Here is a 16,419-nt window from a genome sequence, read left to right on the forward strand (position 1 = left end):
TTATGCTGAATTTTTGACGGTTCCACCCGCCTATCCCTTAACCGCGCCAATCATGGCCCCCTTAACGAAATACTTCTGTACAAATGGATACACAATCAGAATCGGAAGCGTCGAGACCATAATCGTCGCGTACTTCAGCGATTCTTCTATCACCATGTTGTCACCTCCAATGCTAGTAACATCTCCCGAGCTAGCACTGCCAGCCAGCACCAGATTGCGCAACAGAACTTGCAGCGGGAACAAATCCGGTGAGCGCAGGTAGAGCAGCGGGTAAATAAAGTTATTCCACATGCCAACCGCGTAAAAGAGCGCTATGGTGGCGAAGGAAGCTTTGGAAAGCGGAACAATAATACGAATAAATATGCCGATATCATTCAGTCCGTCGATGCGGCCAGACTCCTCCAGCTCTTTAGGAATGCCGGAGAAAAAGGTCCGCATCAGAATCAGATTCCAAGTGCTAACCGCACCCGGCAGCACCATGCCCCAAACGGTATCGACCATATCCAGGGAGCGAACCACGAGGAACGTGGGAATCATTCCTCCGCTGAAAAACATCGTCACCACAATCAACAGGGTGAAGCTCTTGCGCAGCGCCATATCACTGCGTGAGAGTGCATAGGCACCCGTGGAGGTGACCACCAGCGAGATAAGGGTGCCAAGCACGGTGTAAATGAGTGTATTTTTGTAAGCCACCCAGATTTGCGAATCTCCGAGTACAAGCTTATACATATTCAGGTTAAATCCCTTAGGCCAAAAAGAAACGGTATTCTTCATGACATGCACATCACTACTGAGAGAGACAGCGAGCATATGCAGGAACGGATAAAGCGTGACCACCACAACCACGAGAAGGATAAAAGTGCTCACGACATTAAACCAGGATAAACGGGGTGATCTCATCACCACACCTCTTTTCTACCATAAACTTGTCTCGCTTACACGGCGGCTGATGTAATTTGCTGTATAGATGAAGATCAAGCTAATCACGCCCATAAAAAGATCAATAGAAGCGCCATAGCTGAAGTTCCCCTGCACCATACCCACCCTATAGACATAAGTACTGATAATATCCGCTGTGTCGTAGATCGCCGGATTCTGCATCAGGAACACCTTCTCGAAGCCAATCTCGAGTACTTTACCGATATTAAGAATCAAGGTGATCACGATGGCGGGTGAAATGCCGGGCAAGGTGACATGCCATATTTTACGCATGCGGCTGGCTCCGTCCATATCAGCAGCTTCATACAGCTGCGGGTCGATAGCGGTCAACGCGGCCAAGTAGATAATAGTCTCCCAGCCGATATGCTGCCAGATCTCCGACAGGACATAAATACCGCGGAACAATCCAGGTTCATTCATGAAATTGATCGGTCCAATCCCTATGGCACCAAGCAGATTATTAATCAGCCCTCCGGTTGGGGATAAAAACATGATCACCATACTGGCTACAATGACATTTGAGATAAAATGTGGAAGATAGCTGACGGTCTGCACAACTCGTTTGAAAGCAGCCTTGCGCACCTCATTAAGCAGAATCGCCAGTAGAATGGGTGCCGGGAAGCCAAAAAACAGCTTATATAAACCAAGCAGAAAAGTGTTTTTCATCAGCGGCCAAAAATCGGGATTCTCTATAAACATCCTGTAATATTTGAGTCCCACCCAATCACTGGCCCAAATCCCTTTAAAAAGATTGTAATCCTTGAAAGTGATAACTAATCCAAACATCGGTGCATAGCGGAAGATCAAATAATACAACAGGCACGGCAGGAACAGCAGCCAGAGCGCCTTGTTTTTATTCCAAGTTCGAAGGATTCCCGCTTTGTGGCGTTGAGGTCGTTGGGGTCGCCGGTGCACTTTCTTTCGCATTTTGTCCTGCACTACGCTAGCTTGAGCCATATGCATGTCTCCTCTTGTTAAAATGATCATAAATCATATAGATGTCAGATTACTTCCCCCTTTTTCCTGGGATTTGTCTCCGAATTATAGCTGCATTTCTTTGGAAAGCGCTATCTACATGTTATATAACATTTCGCCTTAACTGCGGATTTCCATAGAATAGCGTACAAATCAGCAAAATTGCATATTGTTGGTGTTAGCTTTTTGCCGCTATGATAGAATTAATCCAATTCATTTACGGGTGCATCCAAAGGGGGATACATATGAAGGGATCCGTTACAGGCAAATTTGCGCTGAATGCCCTGTTCGTTAAGCTGATGCTAAGCTTCCTCAGTGTCATCTTGATTTTGGCATCATTTAATCTGTTCTCCCATCTGTATTTAAGCGGCAAAATCTATAAGGAGATGATCCGGCAAAATGAGCTAGGCCTCGCACAAACGGTCGAAGGCTACGAAAATCATTTCCGGTTGACTCAGAACATGATTCTTGCCCTCACCCAATCCGATTCATGGACTGCCAATCTGGGCATTCTAAGCTACCTCAAAGAGAACCGACGATATGATATCCCGGCAGAAGTGATATCGGATCTCTCAACGCTGTATGCTAATCCTTTTCTGCATATCGAAAATTTCATTCTCTATTTTAAAAAGGAAAATTATGTACTGGAGAGGGAGGGCCTAAGCAGCGCCGCAGATATGTTCGGTAAATACTACTTCAGTGCAGAATACCCTCCGGAGTACTGGAGCCGGCAAACGATGGACAATCAATTTTTAAAAGTCATGCCCGCCGTAACCTTTACCGAGAAAACCATACATTCCACCCGTACGCTCGGAAGGTTAATGCCAGTGCTGGTCAAAGCGATTCCTTATGAGGAAGTGTACGGCATTGTCATGCTGAATCCGCAGCTGATGCAGGCCGCCTACGGAGATGCCGGCAATACCCCGTTCTATATCCTGGATGCGCAGAAGAATCTATTGTTCTCTACATCAGAGGGTAAACTGCAAACAAGCCAGCTTCCGGAAAGTGGCAATGCCCATGAGCGGGTCGGAGACCAATATTACTTCTATGAAAAAGGTAAACAGACTGGATTCACCTATATCCGAGTGACCCAGGTGGCGGCTATTGCTGCGGAAATGCGGGGGATGCAGCTATTGCTGGCTGTATTACTCTCTGCCGCAGTACTGATCAGTGTTCTCTCATCCCTAATCTTCAGCCACCGGCTTAACCAACCGCTCCAGCGCCTGATTGCCGCCTTGGACCGTAAGGCAGGCAGCCGGCCTGAAAAATTGAGCAGTGTGAAGGAATTCGCCATTATCGGCGACCGCCTGAGCTCCATTTTGGAGAGTAACCGCTTCATCCAGACCGATCTTGATCATAAGAACTCACTGGTGCGCCAATATGCCTATACTCATAAAGTGAAAAATATCCCGCTGAGTAAAAGCCTCGCGGAGCTTGAAGATGTAAGGCAATCCGAACAGCCCTATGCCTCCATTCTGTTCAAGGTCAGCTTCAAAACCTTACCGGACGAATTTGAGAAACACACACTGATGTTATGGAAGCTGGTTCAAAACTTGATCACTGGTGGTGAAAGCGAAAGCGTCGCACTCCAGCCGGAACATGATCAGCTCATGCTGCTCCTGTTCAATCCCGGACCGCAGAGCAGTTTTCTGCAGGCTCTTGATACCCTTAAGGAGCTGCTGGATTCGGAGACATCCTTATATCTGACTATTGCTGTAAGTCCGGTATATTCAGGCGAAACCTCATTTACCGATGCCTACAATAATCTATCGATGTTGTTAAATGAGCGTAGATTGAACGGGGAAACACAAATTATCGTAGAACCTAGAGCCTCATCCGCCAAATCCTTTCATTTAAAGGTGACACACGGAGAGGAGCTGCACAATCTGCTGCAGTCTGGCAATGAGGAGGCTGTATTCGCTTGGTTGGATCGTCAGCTGGAGCAGCTGCAGCACAAGGACGCAGCGGCGGCGGATTTTCGGGCATTTGCCTTGGGAGCAGCGGAACAGACGAGCAAAACGGTGACGAGGCTGAATCTGCCCCAAGCGGAAGCGGAGCGTCTCTTACCACCCCGACTAGAGCCATTTAACGCTTTCCACTCAATGGATCAATACAAGGAATGGCTGCGTGATCTGGTTCGTCCTGTGCTCGTGGTCATCAGTAGCCGCTCGGAGTCGCGCGACCCCATTATCAGCTTTGTGCTGGATTACTTAGACAAACATTACGGCGAGGACATCAACCTCAACCTAGTAGCAGACAAGTTAAATTTAACTCCAGGTTACCTGTCCAGCATTTTTAAAGAGAAAACAAACATCAACTTCAGTGAATATCTGAACAATCTGCGGATTGAGCGGGCCAAAGAGCTGCTAATGAATCTGGAACTGCGGATTCAGGATATCGCGCTTCAGATCGGTTATCAGAACGTAAATTCCTTCATCCGTATGTTCAAACGTTGTGCCGGAATAACTCCGGGCGAATACCGCAAGCGCTATTCCCGTGATGATTCACTCCCCTCCTCCGGCCTTGGCTTGTAAAGAGGCTACATTGCAGAGGAGAGGACAAAAAAGGCCCCCCATTGGCTGGGGGTCTTTTTGTTGTAAAGATTTGCAATCAGAATCCCGTTTTCGGAATCTCCATTGGCACAATATTATAGGGCGCTGTCATACCCGTCCGCACCTGATACATCTGGTCATGGGCCTTTCTCGCTGCTTGCACGAAAGGTTCATATGGACGGTTGCAGACATCCACTACACCGATTTGATAGTTTTCTCCGTCATAACGTCCGAGCACAGGCTGATCATTCCATTGAAAATAATGAACTCCGATGAGCTGCGGGATGGCTGCCCCCTGCTCCACATAATAACGGTAAGCCTCACCGCGCTCCTTCTGGGTTGCCACCGCACGGATCCCATAAGCCAACATGCCGCCTTCAGCCGCACCAAAATGATATTCCCCAATCATGACTGGTTTGTTCAGTCGTCCGCTGATCTGGGGAATCTGTTCCTTGTCAGGACTGAACTGATAGCAGTTCATAGAGAATACATCAAACCATTCACAGCCCTCCAGCACCTCATCACTGCCAACCCAGGCATAACGCATTCCCAAATTCAGATGATTCGGATCCGTCTGCTTGCAAAGACGGGCTGGCACTTCTACATACCGCCGGATCATGATCCGGTTGAACAGGTTATAATCCACTTCTCGGGCAGAAGTGAGATTATCCCCGGTTACATTCACATTCGATACATCGTATAAATCCTCGAATTCTTCAAAAACGCTATCCCACGCCATATTTAATTGTTCCACTGTTTTGTACTTTCCTGCAAGCCAGCGAATGAATTCCTTCTTACTGGCATAACGGACCGGAGATTTCAGCATCTGTCCGGTCAAATTCAACCCATCCACGAATGCCCAATGCGGCTCATTACGCATGAAATAACCGACCATTCTCTGGTCTTCCCTTAATGGAAGAAGCTGCTCCGCAAAGCTCCCGGCATTCCGCTCATACTCCGGGCTAAACACATCCGGGAAATCCCGGAAAATAGTTTGCTCCGTCATAGGAAAGTCCACTAGAGGATAAACATACGGAAGCTGGGATTCGTTGATAAATCTATCATTGGACCAGTTACCGATGGTGTTGAATCCCCATTGTTGTAAGCGAAAATCCGTCATAGCCACCCAGTTAGAGCGCCACTCCGCCCCAAAAGCAGTGATCAGATTAGCAATCTCGAAGCTGAATTCCTCGCCATCCTGTGACCAAGCTTCTTGATAGATTCCTTCCCGCTCCGGCAATGAGGGTATCAAGTGTTCCATGCCAGTTACATGCATAGAACAAGCTGGACCCACACAGTCCATCCCCGTACTGAACAGGGCATAACCCTCTGGATCAACGAACCACCAGCGGCTGCCGTCAAACTCCGTGCGGAAATATCCAGTTGCCGCGAATCTCAGCGCCTTCCAACCTCCGTACCTGCTGAGGTCACCTCCATTGTGATCAGCATGTTCCGCAAGTTTCCGCTCTGTGCGCAGCCGATCCGTCATCGCTTCTGCATCAACCGTTTTCCCTGGCCAATCCCTTCCCTTTAATTGGCCCAGATCATCTATATATGGTTGCTGTTCATACTCAAAGACGGGCTCAGTTAGACTTAGAGCCAAGCCACTAATTTGCACAGCTCTACTTGTTGTTGAAGGGAGAGTAGCGATAGAGAATCGGGTGATATGCTTGCGATCGATGCCTGCATCTCCCCTCAGTACTGTCTGCATCACACCCGGATAACGGGGAAGGAACAGCTTCTCACCATTTAAATGAATCAAGGGTAAACAAATTTTCGTGCGCACACCGGGTAAAATTCCTACATGATAAGTAATGACGCGATGATCCCGATCATAAAAACTGAATAACAGCACCAGAACGTCACGGCTTTCATGGTAAACCTCCGCATTAACGAAACCATAATCGCACCAAGCGGCGGATTCCAGATGCCCTGACTGAAGCTCAAATCCACCACCTTCTGGTGTAGTGATGAACTGAAACGTCTCAGAGGAAGTCGCAGTAAGTTGTGTATGGGGGTCACTTTTAAACCATTCCATAGGGAAGGAGACAGATAAACTCATCGGTATACCTCTTTTCTCTAAACTGTTTACCTTACTGAAATCAGTTGAAAAAGCTGCGGGTCTGCACCTATACGGGGATCATGGCAGCGTTTGGATTCAAGAAACACACAACCCCAGCCCCCACGCTGTTCTCCTGCTACGGTAAGAACTCTTCCGTCATTGCTCCCAATAGTCAGTGAACCTGCTTCTGTCTCTGTAAGCAACCATATAAACTGATCTTCGTTGTCACGAATAGGCTCCAGCAGCAAGGAATTCAACAGGCCAATAGATAAGGCCTTTTCACTGTTTCGAATTCTCACCCTACCCTTCTCCCCGTATTCAACCGTCCATCTCTGCTGCTGATCTTCATACGAAAGCGTCCGGACTTCGACGTTCAGGGTCTCCTCATGTTCAATGGATTGATTTCCCGCCGCCAGATAAAGCCCCATTCCTAAGCTTTTCAATCTGAACAGACCACTACCAGAGCCGCATTCCACAGCTACGATTCCCTTCCTTAGGTCAATCACCGTTCGCTCTGCCCAGTCAAGCTTCATTTCCCGGTCAGAAGGAAAGCTGAGCGGCAGAAATACATAGGAAGAGGCATAATAATCCGCAGGGTCCCAGCGATCCCCAACATACAGGTAAGAGCACTGGTCATTGTCTGTTCCTACAATAGGAACTATAAAAGCAGGCTGGCTGTCGTATGTAGTGATGTCGCCCAAAGGCAGCAAGGGTGACCAACGACCAAATAATTCCTCGGACCAGGCATAGGTTCCTTGGTTAGGCAACCAGCCCGTACAGGCGGACGAGATGAGAAAGTATACACCCTGACGTTTCATTAATACAGGTGCTTCACGCGCTTGTCCGGGCCACAAGGTCTTGACCTGTTCTTCTATGCTGAGGTAATCAGGTGACAGACGATACATAATAAGATCAGCATTTTCCCTTGCCGCGGAGATAAAATATGCCGTCCCATCGTCATCCTGGAACAAGGTGCAGTCCCGAGACATGTTACCTATCGGATTAAAGCTGCCCCGGTAAACATAATCCCCATCTACCGTCCCGCAATCAGCGATCGCGCAGCGCGCATCAGAGTAGTCGCGTCCATTTTCCCAATGCATCCACATAACAAATCTCCCTGTAAGTTTGTTGTAGAGTACTTTTGGGCGCTCAATTACCGCACCCGTTGGGCGCCCCTCCCTGTCCAAGGGTTCAAGCTCTAATGTGGTGCGATGATAAATCGGCTGTACCGGTGAATCGAGTGTGAGCACATCATTGCGCCATTCCCAATTCACTAGATCCACAGATCGGTAGCAGCTCACTCTCCGCCGATCCATCCGGTTCTCACCAAACCAGTAATAATATCCATCCGTATAGAGCATATGTCCACCATGTGCATGTACAGAATTTCCGCTCATATCCAGAAGTGGAGCGCTATTTAGTAGGGTGACTGTACTCGCATTTTCGTCCATGATTAACCTCCAGAGGATCAGATTTTTAGACAAAAAAGCAGGTCCGGCCAAGGATGACCTTAACTGAACCTGCTGTTCTTGCGAACTTATTTCAATCCCATCTGAGACATCACATCCACCTTGCTAGCATTGTTATACCATTCGTTGATTTCTTCGGAAATTTTCGTACCGCCTTTGTCATGCCATTGCTTCACGAAGTCATCGTACGCAGTTAGCGGCTCTTTACTGTAAATAATTTTGGTGAAGGTTTCCTTTTCCATCGTATTCAGTTGCTCCCAAGTTGTCTGCATGGTCTTGGTAGGTGGACCGTTAAATGCATTTGGAAGCAGTGACTCTCTATTCTCATAGGAAATCACATATCCCTCTTTGGCTGTTTCATCATTTGATGCCGATCTGATCAAGACCCCATTCTCAGCTTTTGCACCTTTGGAAAGATCATAAAAAGATTTACCTGGGCCATCCACACTTGGTGTATTTTTGGTAAAAGCCATTTTCCCTACACCTTGAGCGGCATCCAAAGGCGTATTGAATTTTTTGGAATCGAATACCACTTCATCGCCAACGATGTCATAATCATATCCCTGAGCATAACCATATTTGAAATCTCCGGTACCAAATGCTGCATCGTAAAGCTTGTCATAATACAAGAAGAAAGCTTCCATATTGTTAAAGTCTTTATTAAACATAAAGACACCATCGTTCTGTTGACCGGATTGGTAGGTTCGATCCCCACTTACACCGTTAATTGTTGGGTAAGCTTTGATTTTAGCCCCTTTTACGTTAGTTTCCACATCTTTAACACTGCCGTACAGCCAAGGACGGCCAATAATAATCCCTGCTTTACCTTCAGTGAAATCCGCCAGTGCATCCCATGCACCCTGTGTAGCCAACTCCTTATTTAAATACCCTTTGGAGTACCAATCGCGAAGTTTAGCTAACGCATCCTTTGTCCCATCAGCGACGGAACCGTAAGTGAGTTTTCCATTGTCGTTATACCATTGGCCGGGGAGACTCTTCCCTGTATAAGCACTAAAAATCATTACAGAGTCGCTTACCCAGCCCGTGTTGTAAGAATCTTTTCCCGAGAAATCAAATCCATAAGTATCATTTTTTCCGTTACCATCCGGATCATCATTCGTAAAAGCAGCGATTACCTGTTCAAATTCATCTATATTTGTTGGCGCTTTTAAATTTAATTTATCTAACCAATCTTGACGGATAAGCATGACTTCACCTTCAGTGAGATTGGGCGAGATCGCCATCCCATAAACCTTGCCGTCCTGGATAACCGGGTTGAACGTTGTTGGATATTGTTTATATATTTCTTTCAGACGCTCAGGCATATATTTGTTAATGTCTTCCGCAATATCTTTTACAAGTCCAGATTGAATCAGATCATTTTCTAATGAGGTGTCATACACTGGCAAAACATCCGGAAGCTTCTCGGAACCAGTGAGCGCTAAACGAAGTTTCGTATTATATTGGGAGGCATCACCGCCCAAAAGAGTAGTTTGGATGTTAATCCCTAGATTCTCGACACCCCAGCGGGTCAACACATTATCATTTAAGCTCTCCCCGTTGATATATTTACCGGCATTCTCATCTTGTTGCTTGGCGATGTTGATAGTAATAGGAGGATCGTATTTGCCGTCTTTGAGAACCGCTTCTGCCGCAGTAGATTCTTTACCGTTTGAGCCGCAGCCCGCTAGCAATCCTGCCATCAATACAGTAGTCGTTATTAAGGCCCCTGTTTTTTTCATCAATAAGCTCCTTTGAATTAAAGTTTTATATGTTGGTCACGTTATTCTTTTACAGCACCCAGAACGATGCCTTTGACAAAATACTTCTGTAGAAAAGGGTACACAAGGATAATGGGCAGTGTGCTAATAAAAATTTGCGCAGCTTTGATACTCTGTTCTGACAACGCGGCTGCTTCTGATTGACTAAGTGCCATACTCTGCGCTGAACCTTGCACCACTACAGTCTGTAAGAATGAAGCTAACGGATAGTCCGTTGTATTCGACATATACAAAATCCCATCAAACCATGCGTTCCAGCTCCCCACCATGATAAACAATCCAACGGTTGCCAGACCGGGAAGGGAAAGCGGAAGATAGATTTTCCGGAAAATGACGAAGAACGAAGCCCCATCGATAAATGCCGCCTCTTCAAGCGCCTTAGGGATTGTTTTAAAGAAATTCATAATCAGAATCAAATTATAAGCTCCGAAGGCACCGGGAAGCACGAGCGACCAGATCGTGTCCTTGAGCCCAAGTTTCGTAACCAATATATAAGAAGGAATCAATCCACCGGAAAACAACATCGTGAATATAAAAATCCACATTAAAGCATTACGCCCACGGAAATCTTTGGACAAGGCATACCCCGCCGTTGTAATAATGAACATGCTGATTAACGTCCCCAGTACCGTCCGGACCACTGAGATTCTCATGGAGCCTGTAAAATTCGTGTTTTTAAAAGTTTTCACATAGGCTTCGATATTAAAGTCCACCGGCCAAAAGGATACCAAATTCCCATTTACCGCTGTCTTACTACTAAATGATTGTGCTAGCAAATGAAGCATAGGCAATAAACACGATAAGGCTACTAGAATCAGGAGGATATGATTGAAAATCGAAAATATCCTATATCCCTTGGATTTATAATACACTCCCATTCCTCCTAACAGTTTTGTAAGCTTAACAACTTCGGCTTAAAATATTTTATAGTTAGCTACCTTGTAAGCAATTCGATAGGAAATTACGATTAATATGAAGCTGATGCCGGATTTAAACAATCCAACAGCGGTACCAAAACCGTATTGGCCATTTAATAAGGATGACCGGTAAACATAAGTATCGATGATATCCCCCGTACTATAGACGAGTGGATTATATAAGTTAAAGATTTGGTCAAATCCTGCATCCAGGATATTTCCAAGGCTTAACGTTGCAATTACGATGATCATCGGCATCATACTCGGTAAGGTAACATGTCTTATTTGTTGGCGGCGTGACGCGCCGTCGATCTCAGCTGCCTCATAATAAGAAGGATCGATCCCTGTAATCACCGCTAAGTAGACAATCATGCCAAATCCGAAGTTTTTCCATAAATCACTGATGATGATCGTCGGTCTGAACAGCGTAGGATCGCCCAGAAAGAAAATCGGTTTCAGTCCGAGGAAATTCGTAAGAAAATGATTTATGCCCCCATCCAGACCTAAGATATCAATCATGATTCCGGCAACGGTTACCCAAGAGAGGAAATGCGGTAAATAGACCAAGGTTTGAATACTCTTTTTAATCCCCATGTTTCTAATCTCGCTTAGCAGAATCGCCATAAAGATAGGAACAATAATTCCGACTATAATTTTGATTACAGCAATAATGAGGGTGTTGATAATGGATTGTGTTGCCTCTTTATATTGGAAGATTCTTGCGAAGTTATCCCAACCAATCCAAGTTGAACCTGTAATTCCAAGCCAGGGCTTGTAATCCTGAAAGGCCATCACTAATCCGACCATAGGACCGTAGGCAAAAATTAGAACGAATACCAAAGCTGGGATACATAAAACATACAATGGCCAATTTTTTTTGATTTCCTTTTTCCAAGGATTCTTTCTGCTTTTTTTAACGTTGGCTTTCTCACTCCATTTGAGCTGGGTATTCATTATCTGTGCTATTGTGCTTACCCCCTTTTACATTCTTGGCTGCTAATTTCTTTCTGGTTTAATGTTAACAAAAGCGCTTTCATTCGAAAATGTCTCAAATTAAATATCATAACCACTCGCTAAACATCTTTATAAACGCTTTCATTTTGCGAGAGCTCTTCTCTTTTTCTTTTGGAATATATGGCTTATGATGAATTCACACGAGTCCTAGCGACAGGAGTAATGCTTATGATTAAAAAAGTAAATATGAAACGATTCATATATTTTTTCGTTTTTTTCCTTTTACTTACCTTAAGTTTGTTTTTCGTAATGAACTCCCTAGGTTCCAAAACCATTCAAGAGAGCTTGGTTAACTCCTCCAAAAATCAGCTAGCCTATACGGAAAGCATTCTGGATGGCATCATCTCTGAGGCAAGTTTGTATGGCATCCAATATACAGCCGACACCTCCGTACGTTTCTATCAAAGCAAAATACAAGAGATGAACAATTACGATGCCCAGATGAAAAAAAACGATATCTATGACCGCATATCAGCACCACTTCTCTCCAGTCAGGCGATTGAATCTATCGGTATCTACTGGAAATCGGACGGCACTTTTATTTTTACGGGTCATGATTCGCTTGCCAAACAGCCCTTTCAGAAAGTCACGCAGCGAGGCTGGCAGATTGTTAATAACAATTTGTATTATTTTTCAATCTATCCTTATATTCATGAACCTAAAAATCCTGCCAATATTCAGTACATCGTGGGCGTTAAGCTGAAAAAGGAGTATTTAACAAGTCTTTTAGAAAAAGCAGTGAGTGGCGGCGAGAGCTCCAATGCCTTTTTACTTGTGAACAAGAGTTTAATGATTAGCAATAAAGCGGTGGATATTCGAATCGAGGAAAAAGCCAAGGAGACGATAACACCCAATGCACATGAAATTTTAAAGTTTGACTATCATATCAACGATGACGATTATTATGTTTTATCAAAGTATATTGAGCCGATTGATACGTATCTTGTTACCTATACGCGAATGAGTGATTTTTTGAATCCGCTTAACCGGAATAAACAGGTGTTTTTTGTCAGCATCTTAATGATCTTGATCATTGGTCTTATCGTGATTTTTATGTTCTATCGAAACTATTATCGCAATGTATATCTGCTCGACAAGAAATTCTACCAAGTGGAACAAGGGAATTACAGCACCAGAATTAGTGAGAACCCGGACAATCAATTTTATAGTCTATTTAAAAGCTTTAACCACATGGTCGCCAAAATACAGGCTTTATTCGCTTCATTAAAAATAGAAACCGAGCTGCGCAGAAACGCCGAAGTGAAACAGCTACAGGCTCAGATCAATCCACATTTTCTTTACAATAATCTGTTTTTTATTATGGCAGTGGCAAAAACTTCACCGGAAGCCGTAATGCAGATGAGCAAGCATTTAGCAGAGTACTATCGTTATTTAACAAAAATGAATTCAGATAATGTTACGTTGGCTTCTGAATTGCAGCTTGCCGATCATTTTTTATCCATCATGTCACTTTCCAAAAAAATAAATTATGAAATCAACCTGCCTCCTGAACTGGGAGAGCATCTGATTATGCCACTGATTATCCAGCCTATGGTCGAGAACGCAATTCAGCATGGGATTGAAGAACAGCAAGGGGCTCATCGCGTTACTATAGATGTAAAAGAACTTGATACTGGAGCATTAATTATTGTTGCCGATGACGGTAAGGGGCTTACTGCTGAGGAAATACACCAGCTAATGGCCAGACTTGAGAATGAATCCCCACCTGAAGGATCAAGAGGAATTGGTCTTTGGAACATTCATCATCGCCTCAAAAATGCGTATGGTGAATTAAGCGGACTGCGGTTCTTCATCAATGACTGGGGTGGTTTATCCGTGCTGGCATTCATAGATTTCTCGCTGGATGAAGGAGGACAATATGCGATTATTGATAGTTGATGACGGACATTACATCGTTGAATATTTAAAACACCTGCTGGATTGGAGCAAATTTGGAATTGAGCATATTGAGACGACAACAAATTCGATTGAAGCCAAGGAGCTATTGAATCAGAATCATATAGATATCCTTATTACAGATATTCGTATGCCCGAGGTATCCGGCATTGATTTACTGCATCATGTTCATGAGAAAAAGCTCAATACCAAGGTAATTTTCCTTTCCGGTTATTCTCAATTTGATTATGCACAACAAGCCATTCGTTTGGGTGCACTCGATTATTTACTCAAGCCGGTTGATAAAGAGGATATGGAAAAAGCCATGCGTCAAGTTATTAAGAGTATCGCTGAGAAACCCCCAAAAACCCCAGTGGCAGAGAAAAAGATAGATGGGCTAGGTTACTTGCTTTCTGTTATTAGCGGACCTTCCCCACTACGTTATGATCACAGCACACTCGATACTGCTTTACGGAATGAGCACTTTTGCTTTTTTCACGTCTCAGGGCCTAGAGGGAAAGATGAAATGATGTTAAAAGATCATAATGGTGGACGGGACTTTATTTGGATCACTCCATCAGCCATTACTGGAATTATTCCAGAATCCAATACCGAAACTGTGGCAAGCAGCGTCGATTCCATTTCTTTTTCCGAGCCGTTTGAATTTTCTCAAAAGCATGCTGTTCGGCATATTTTTTATCATTTCTTTTTTAATGAAAATATTGGGGCCAGTGACTTTACTATGCTGAGTGCCTCTAGTGCTCTCCCTAAATTAGAGCTTGGAGAATGGGAACAAACCAGAAAAAACATTTTAAAAAACTTTGCCAAGCTCACTGTCAAAAAACAAAAGCTCCTCTACCTGCTCGAATTCATTAATTTGCTGTATTCCACAACCGATAAAATCCAATCAGGTGAGGTCGCAGACTGGATTTTCAATCAATTATCAGAACCAGATACGGCTCTTCAATCCATCTTGCAGAGTCTCACCCAATTAGATAGAAGCGCTAAATTTTCCAATCAAAACATTGTTCATACCATTCAAGCCTATATCTCCAATCATATTAGTGATTGCTTGAGCCTGGAGGACTTAGGGAAAATTGTTCACCTACATCCTGTTTACCTGTCCAAATTTTATAAGCAGGAGACGGGTGAAAATTTATCGAGCTACATTTCTTCTAAACGCTTGGAAAAGGCCTCCAAGTTATTGATCGATTCCAACTTACATGTGCTCGATATTTCACATCTAGTCGGCTACAAAAAGCCACAATATTTCATTAAGCTGTTCAAAGATCAGTATGGCATTACGCCTTATCAATATCGAAGACAGCAGATTAAATGAAACAAAAATTGAACAGATCAACAAAAAAGTTTACACTTTGAATGAAGTAACGAACCATGGAAAGGAAACCTGCTAATGTTGCGCTCCTCCTACACCATTCGCTCGGAAGAACAAGCTTCTATGCTTCTGTTTGATTCTATTGGCTGGGAACAAGCCGAAACTCCGGCATATTCATTCAACGGCCAGAACCGGACGGAGAGAAGTTGTGTTATTTTTCAGTACACCTTATCTGGAGAGGGTAGAATTGAAATAGACGGGGTTGTTCACCCATTAACGAAGGGCAAAGCTTTCCTAGTGACTGTCCCCAGTATACACAGATATTATTATCCGGAGGAAGGTACAGAGCCCTGGGAATTCATTTGGCTGAATGTACGAGGACCTCTAGCTATTTCACTCTGGAACCAACTGATCGCACATGGCGGTCCTATTATAGAACTCCCTCAGGAATCGGTTCCGATGGATTTATTGTGGAGTATGTTCAAGGACATCCAGGTTGATGAAGAAAGAGATTTGCATTTTCTAACGGGGAAAGCCTTTCAGTGGATATTGTCCATGGAGAAATACCTCAAGAAACCAAGTTTGTTAACCACCTATATAAAAAATGACAAACTCCATGCCGCTATACAATTCATGAAAAATGATCTGCACAATAATAACCTTAGCTTAGACGATGTCGCCGCACATGTTGGAATTTCTAAACATCATCTTTGCAGGCTATTTCAAAAAAACATCAATCTCTCGCCTTTTGAGTATTTAAGAAGGAGACGGATCGAGCTGGCAGCATCTATGCTGAAAACAACAGATCAGACGATCTACCAGATCGCTGTGGACACCGGGTTTGACAATGCCAGCTATTTCGGCAAAGTTTTTCGTTCCTACTTTGGAGTTAGCCCCTCCACTTACCGCGAGCAGGACCTAGAGTTCCTGTCCAAACATGTGTTTTTTGAAAATTGATGTTGCTAGGCATATCTATTCGGCTTCGATAGAGCTGAGTGGCAGGCGTGGCAGGCGTGGCAGGCGTGGCAGGCGTGGGGTGCTAATTCGGGGCCGGTGGATGCAAGTAGTAACCATTCAGATCTGGTGGTGCCAACTCACAAGCACCCTCCCCCGCTTTCGGACCCAGATGAAGCTATTTGCCAATTTTTCGTCTTTTGAGTACTGTTTCGGACTCCAGTGCAGCTATTCCTTCGAAAGAGGTGCATATTAGGTACTTTTCGAGCCAATAGCGACTATGCGGTCCGATAAAACTCCAAATGTGTGAAAAGAATGCGGTTAGCGGCATCTGAGTCCTATAGCACCGTGTTGGCTGAGTAAGTAACTTGCAAGGCGTACCAATTCGCGTACGCTAGCCCACGGCTAGGGAAGAAACTTGCTAAACACCCAAATTCGCGTACGGCAGCCCCCGCCTAGGTAAACATCCTGCTAAACACCTTAATTCGCATACGAAAGCACCGAGTCACCCCCCTCTACCGCCG

At 44.6% G+C, this 16,419-nt stretch carries 11 protein-coding genes; 4 read left to right on the forward strand and 7 right to left on the reverse strand.

The genetic code is table 11. From position 1 onward, the window contains the following. Positions 1-30: 30 nt before the first annotated feature. Together NSQ55_RS22265 and NSQ55_RS22270 are read right to left on the reverse strand one after the other, a co-directional pair. Positions 31-900, reverse strand: coding sequence for a carbohydrate ABC transporter permease (locus tag NSQ55_RS22265; RefSeq protein ID WP_076147925.1), 870 nt, complete (start codon positions 898-900; stop codon positions 31-33). Between the two features lie 15 nt (positions 901-915). Then, positions 916-1,866 carry an ABC transporter permease subunit gene (locus NSQ55_RS22270; protein WP_051491278.1) on the reverse strand — a complete coding sequence of 317 codons (951 nt, stop codon included), beginning with the start codon at positions 1,864-1,866 and terminating at the stop codon, positions 916-918. A 293-nt stretch (positions 1,867-2,159) separates the two neighbouring features. Between NSQ55_RS22270 and NSQ55_RS22275 the strand changes: the two genes are divergently transcribed. After that, positions 2,160-4,448, forward strand: coding sequence for an AraC family transcriptional regulator (locus tag NSQ55_RS22275; RefSeq protein ID WP_339169168.1), 2,289 nt, complete (start codon positions 2,160-2,162; stop codon positions 4,446-4,448). Between the two features lie 76 nt (positions 4,449-4,524). On the opposite strand, the gene NSQ55_RS22280 is transcribed toward NSQ55_RS22275, so the two are convergent. From NSQ55_RS22280 to NSQ55_RS22300, 5 genes are all read right to left on the reverse strand, one after another. After that, positions 4,525-6,528: a beta-galactosidase gene (locus NSQ55_RS22280; RefSeq protein WP_339169170.1), complete on the reverse strand. Its 2,004-nt coding sequence runs from the start codon at positions 6,526-6,528 to the stop codon at positions 4,525-4,527. A gap of 26 nt (positions 6,529-6,554) precedes the next feature. Beyond that, positions 6,555-7,979 carry a family 43 glycosylhydrolase gene (locus tag NSQ55_RS22285; RefSeq protein ID WP_339169172.1) on the reverse strand — a complete coding sequence of 475 codons (1,425 nt, stop codon included), beginning with the start codon at positions 7,977-7,979 and terminating at the stop codon, positions 6,555-6,557. Between the two features lie 86 nt (positions 7,980-8,065). Further along, positions 8,066-9,739 (reverse strand): hypothetical protein, encoded by a 1,674-nt coding sequence (locus NSQ55_RS22290; protein ID WP_076147914.1) that lies wholly within the window; start codon positions 9,737-9,739, stop codon positions 8,066-8,068. A gap of 41 nt (positions 9,740-9,780) precedes the next feature. Further along, positions 9,781-10,656 (reverse strand): carbohydrate ABC transporter permease, encoded by an 876-nt coding sequence (locus NSQ55_RS22295; protein ID WP_036683169.1) that lies wholly within the window; start codon positions 10,654-10,656, stop codon positions 9,781-9,783. Positions 10,657-10,692: 36 nt separating this feature from the next. Then, positions 10,693-11,649 (reverse strand): ABC transporter permease subunit, encoded by a 957-nt coding sequence (locus NSQ55_RS22300; protein WP_081382600.1) that lies wholly within the window; start codon positions 11,647-11,649, stop codon positions 10,693-10,695. Positions 11,650-11,877: 228 nt separating this feature from the next. Between NSQ55_RS22300 and NSQ55_RS22305 the strand changes: the two genes are divergently transcribed. The 3 genes from NSQ55_RS22305 to NSQ55_RS22315 all read left to right on the forward strand — a co-directional run bounded on the left by NSQ55_RS22305 (position 11,878) and on the right by NSQ55_RS22315 (position 15,898). Further along, positions 11,878-13,608 carry a histidine kinase gene (locus tag NSQ55_RS22305; RefSeq protein ID WP_076130287.1) on the forward strand — a complete coding sequence of 577 codons (1,731 nt, stop codon included), beginning with the start codon at positions 11,878-11,880 and terminating at the stop codon, positions 13,606-13,608. Next, on the forward strand, positions 13,589-14,944 hold the full coding sequence (locus NSQ55_RS22310; protein WP_339169176.1) for a response regulator: 1,356 nt from the start codon (positions 13,589-13,591) through the stop codon (positions 14,942-14,944). The genes NSQ55_RS22305 and NSQ55_RS22310 overlap by 20 nt, the downstream gene beginning before the upstream one ends. Positions 14,945-15,019: 75 nt before the next feature. After that, positions 15,020-15,898 carry an AraC family transcriptional regulator gene (locus NSQ55_RS22315; protein WP_076130289.1) on the forward strand — a complete coding sequence of 293 codons (879 nt, stop codon included), beginning with the start codon at positions 15,020-15,022 and terminating at the stop codon, positions 15,896-15,898. The last annotated feature ends 521 nt before the right edge of the window (positions 15,899-16,419 follow it).

Source organism: Paenibacillus sp. FSL H7-0943 (assembly GCF_037963265.1).
Classification (GTDB): Bacteria; Bacillota; Bacilli; order Paenibacillales; family Paenibacillaceae; genus Paenibacillus_AQ; species Paenibacillus_AQ odorifer.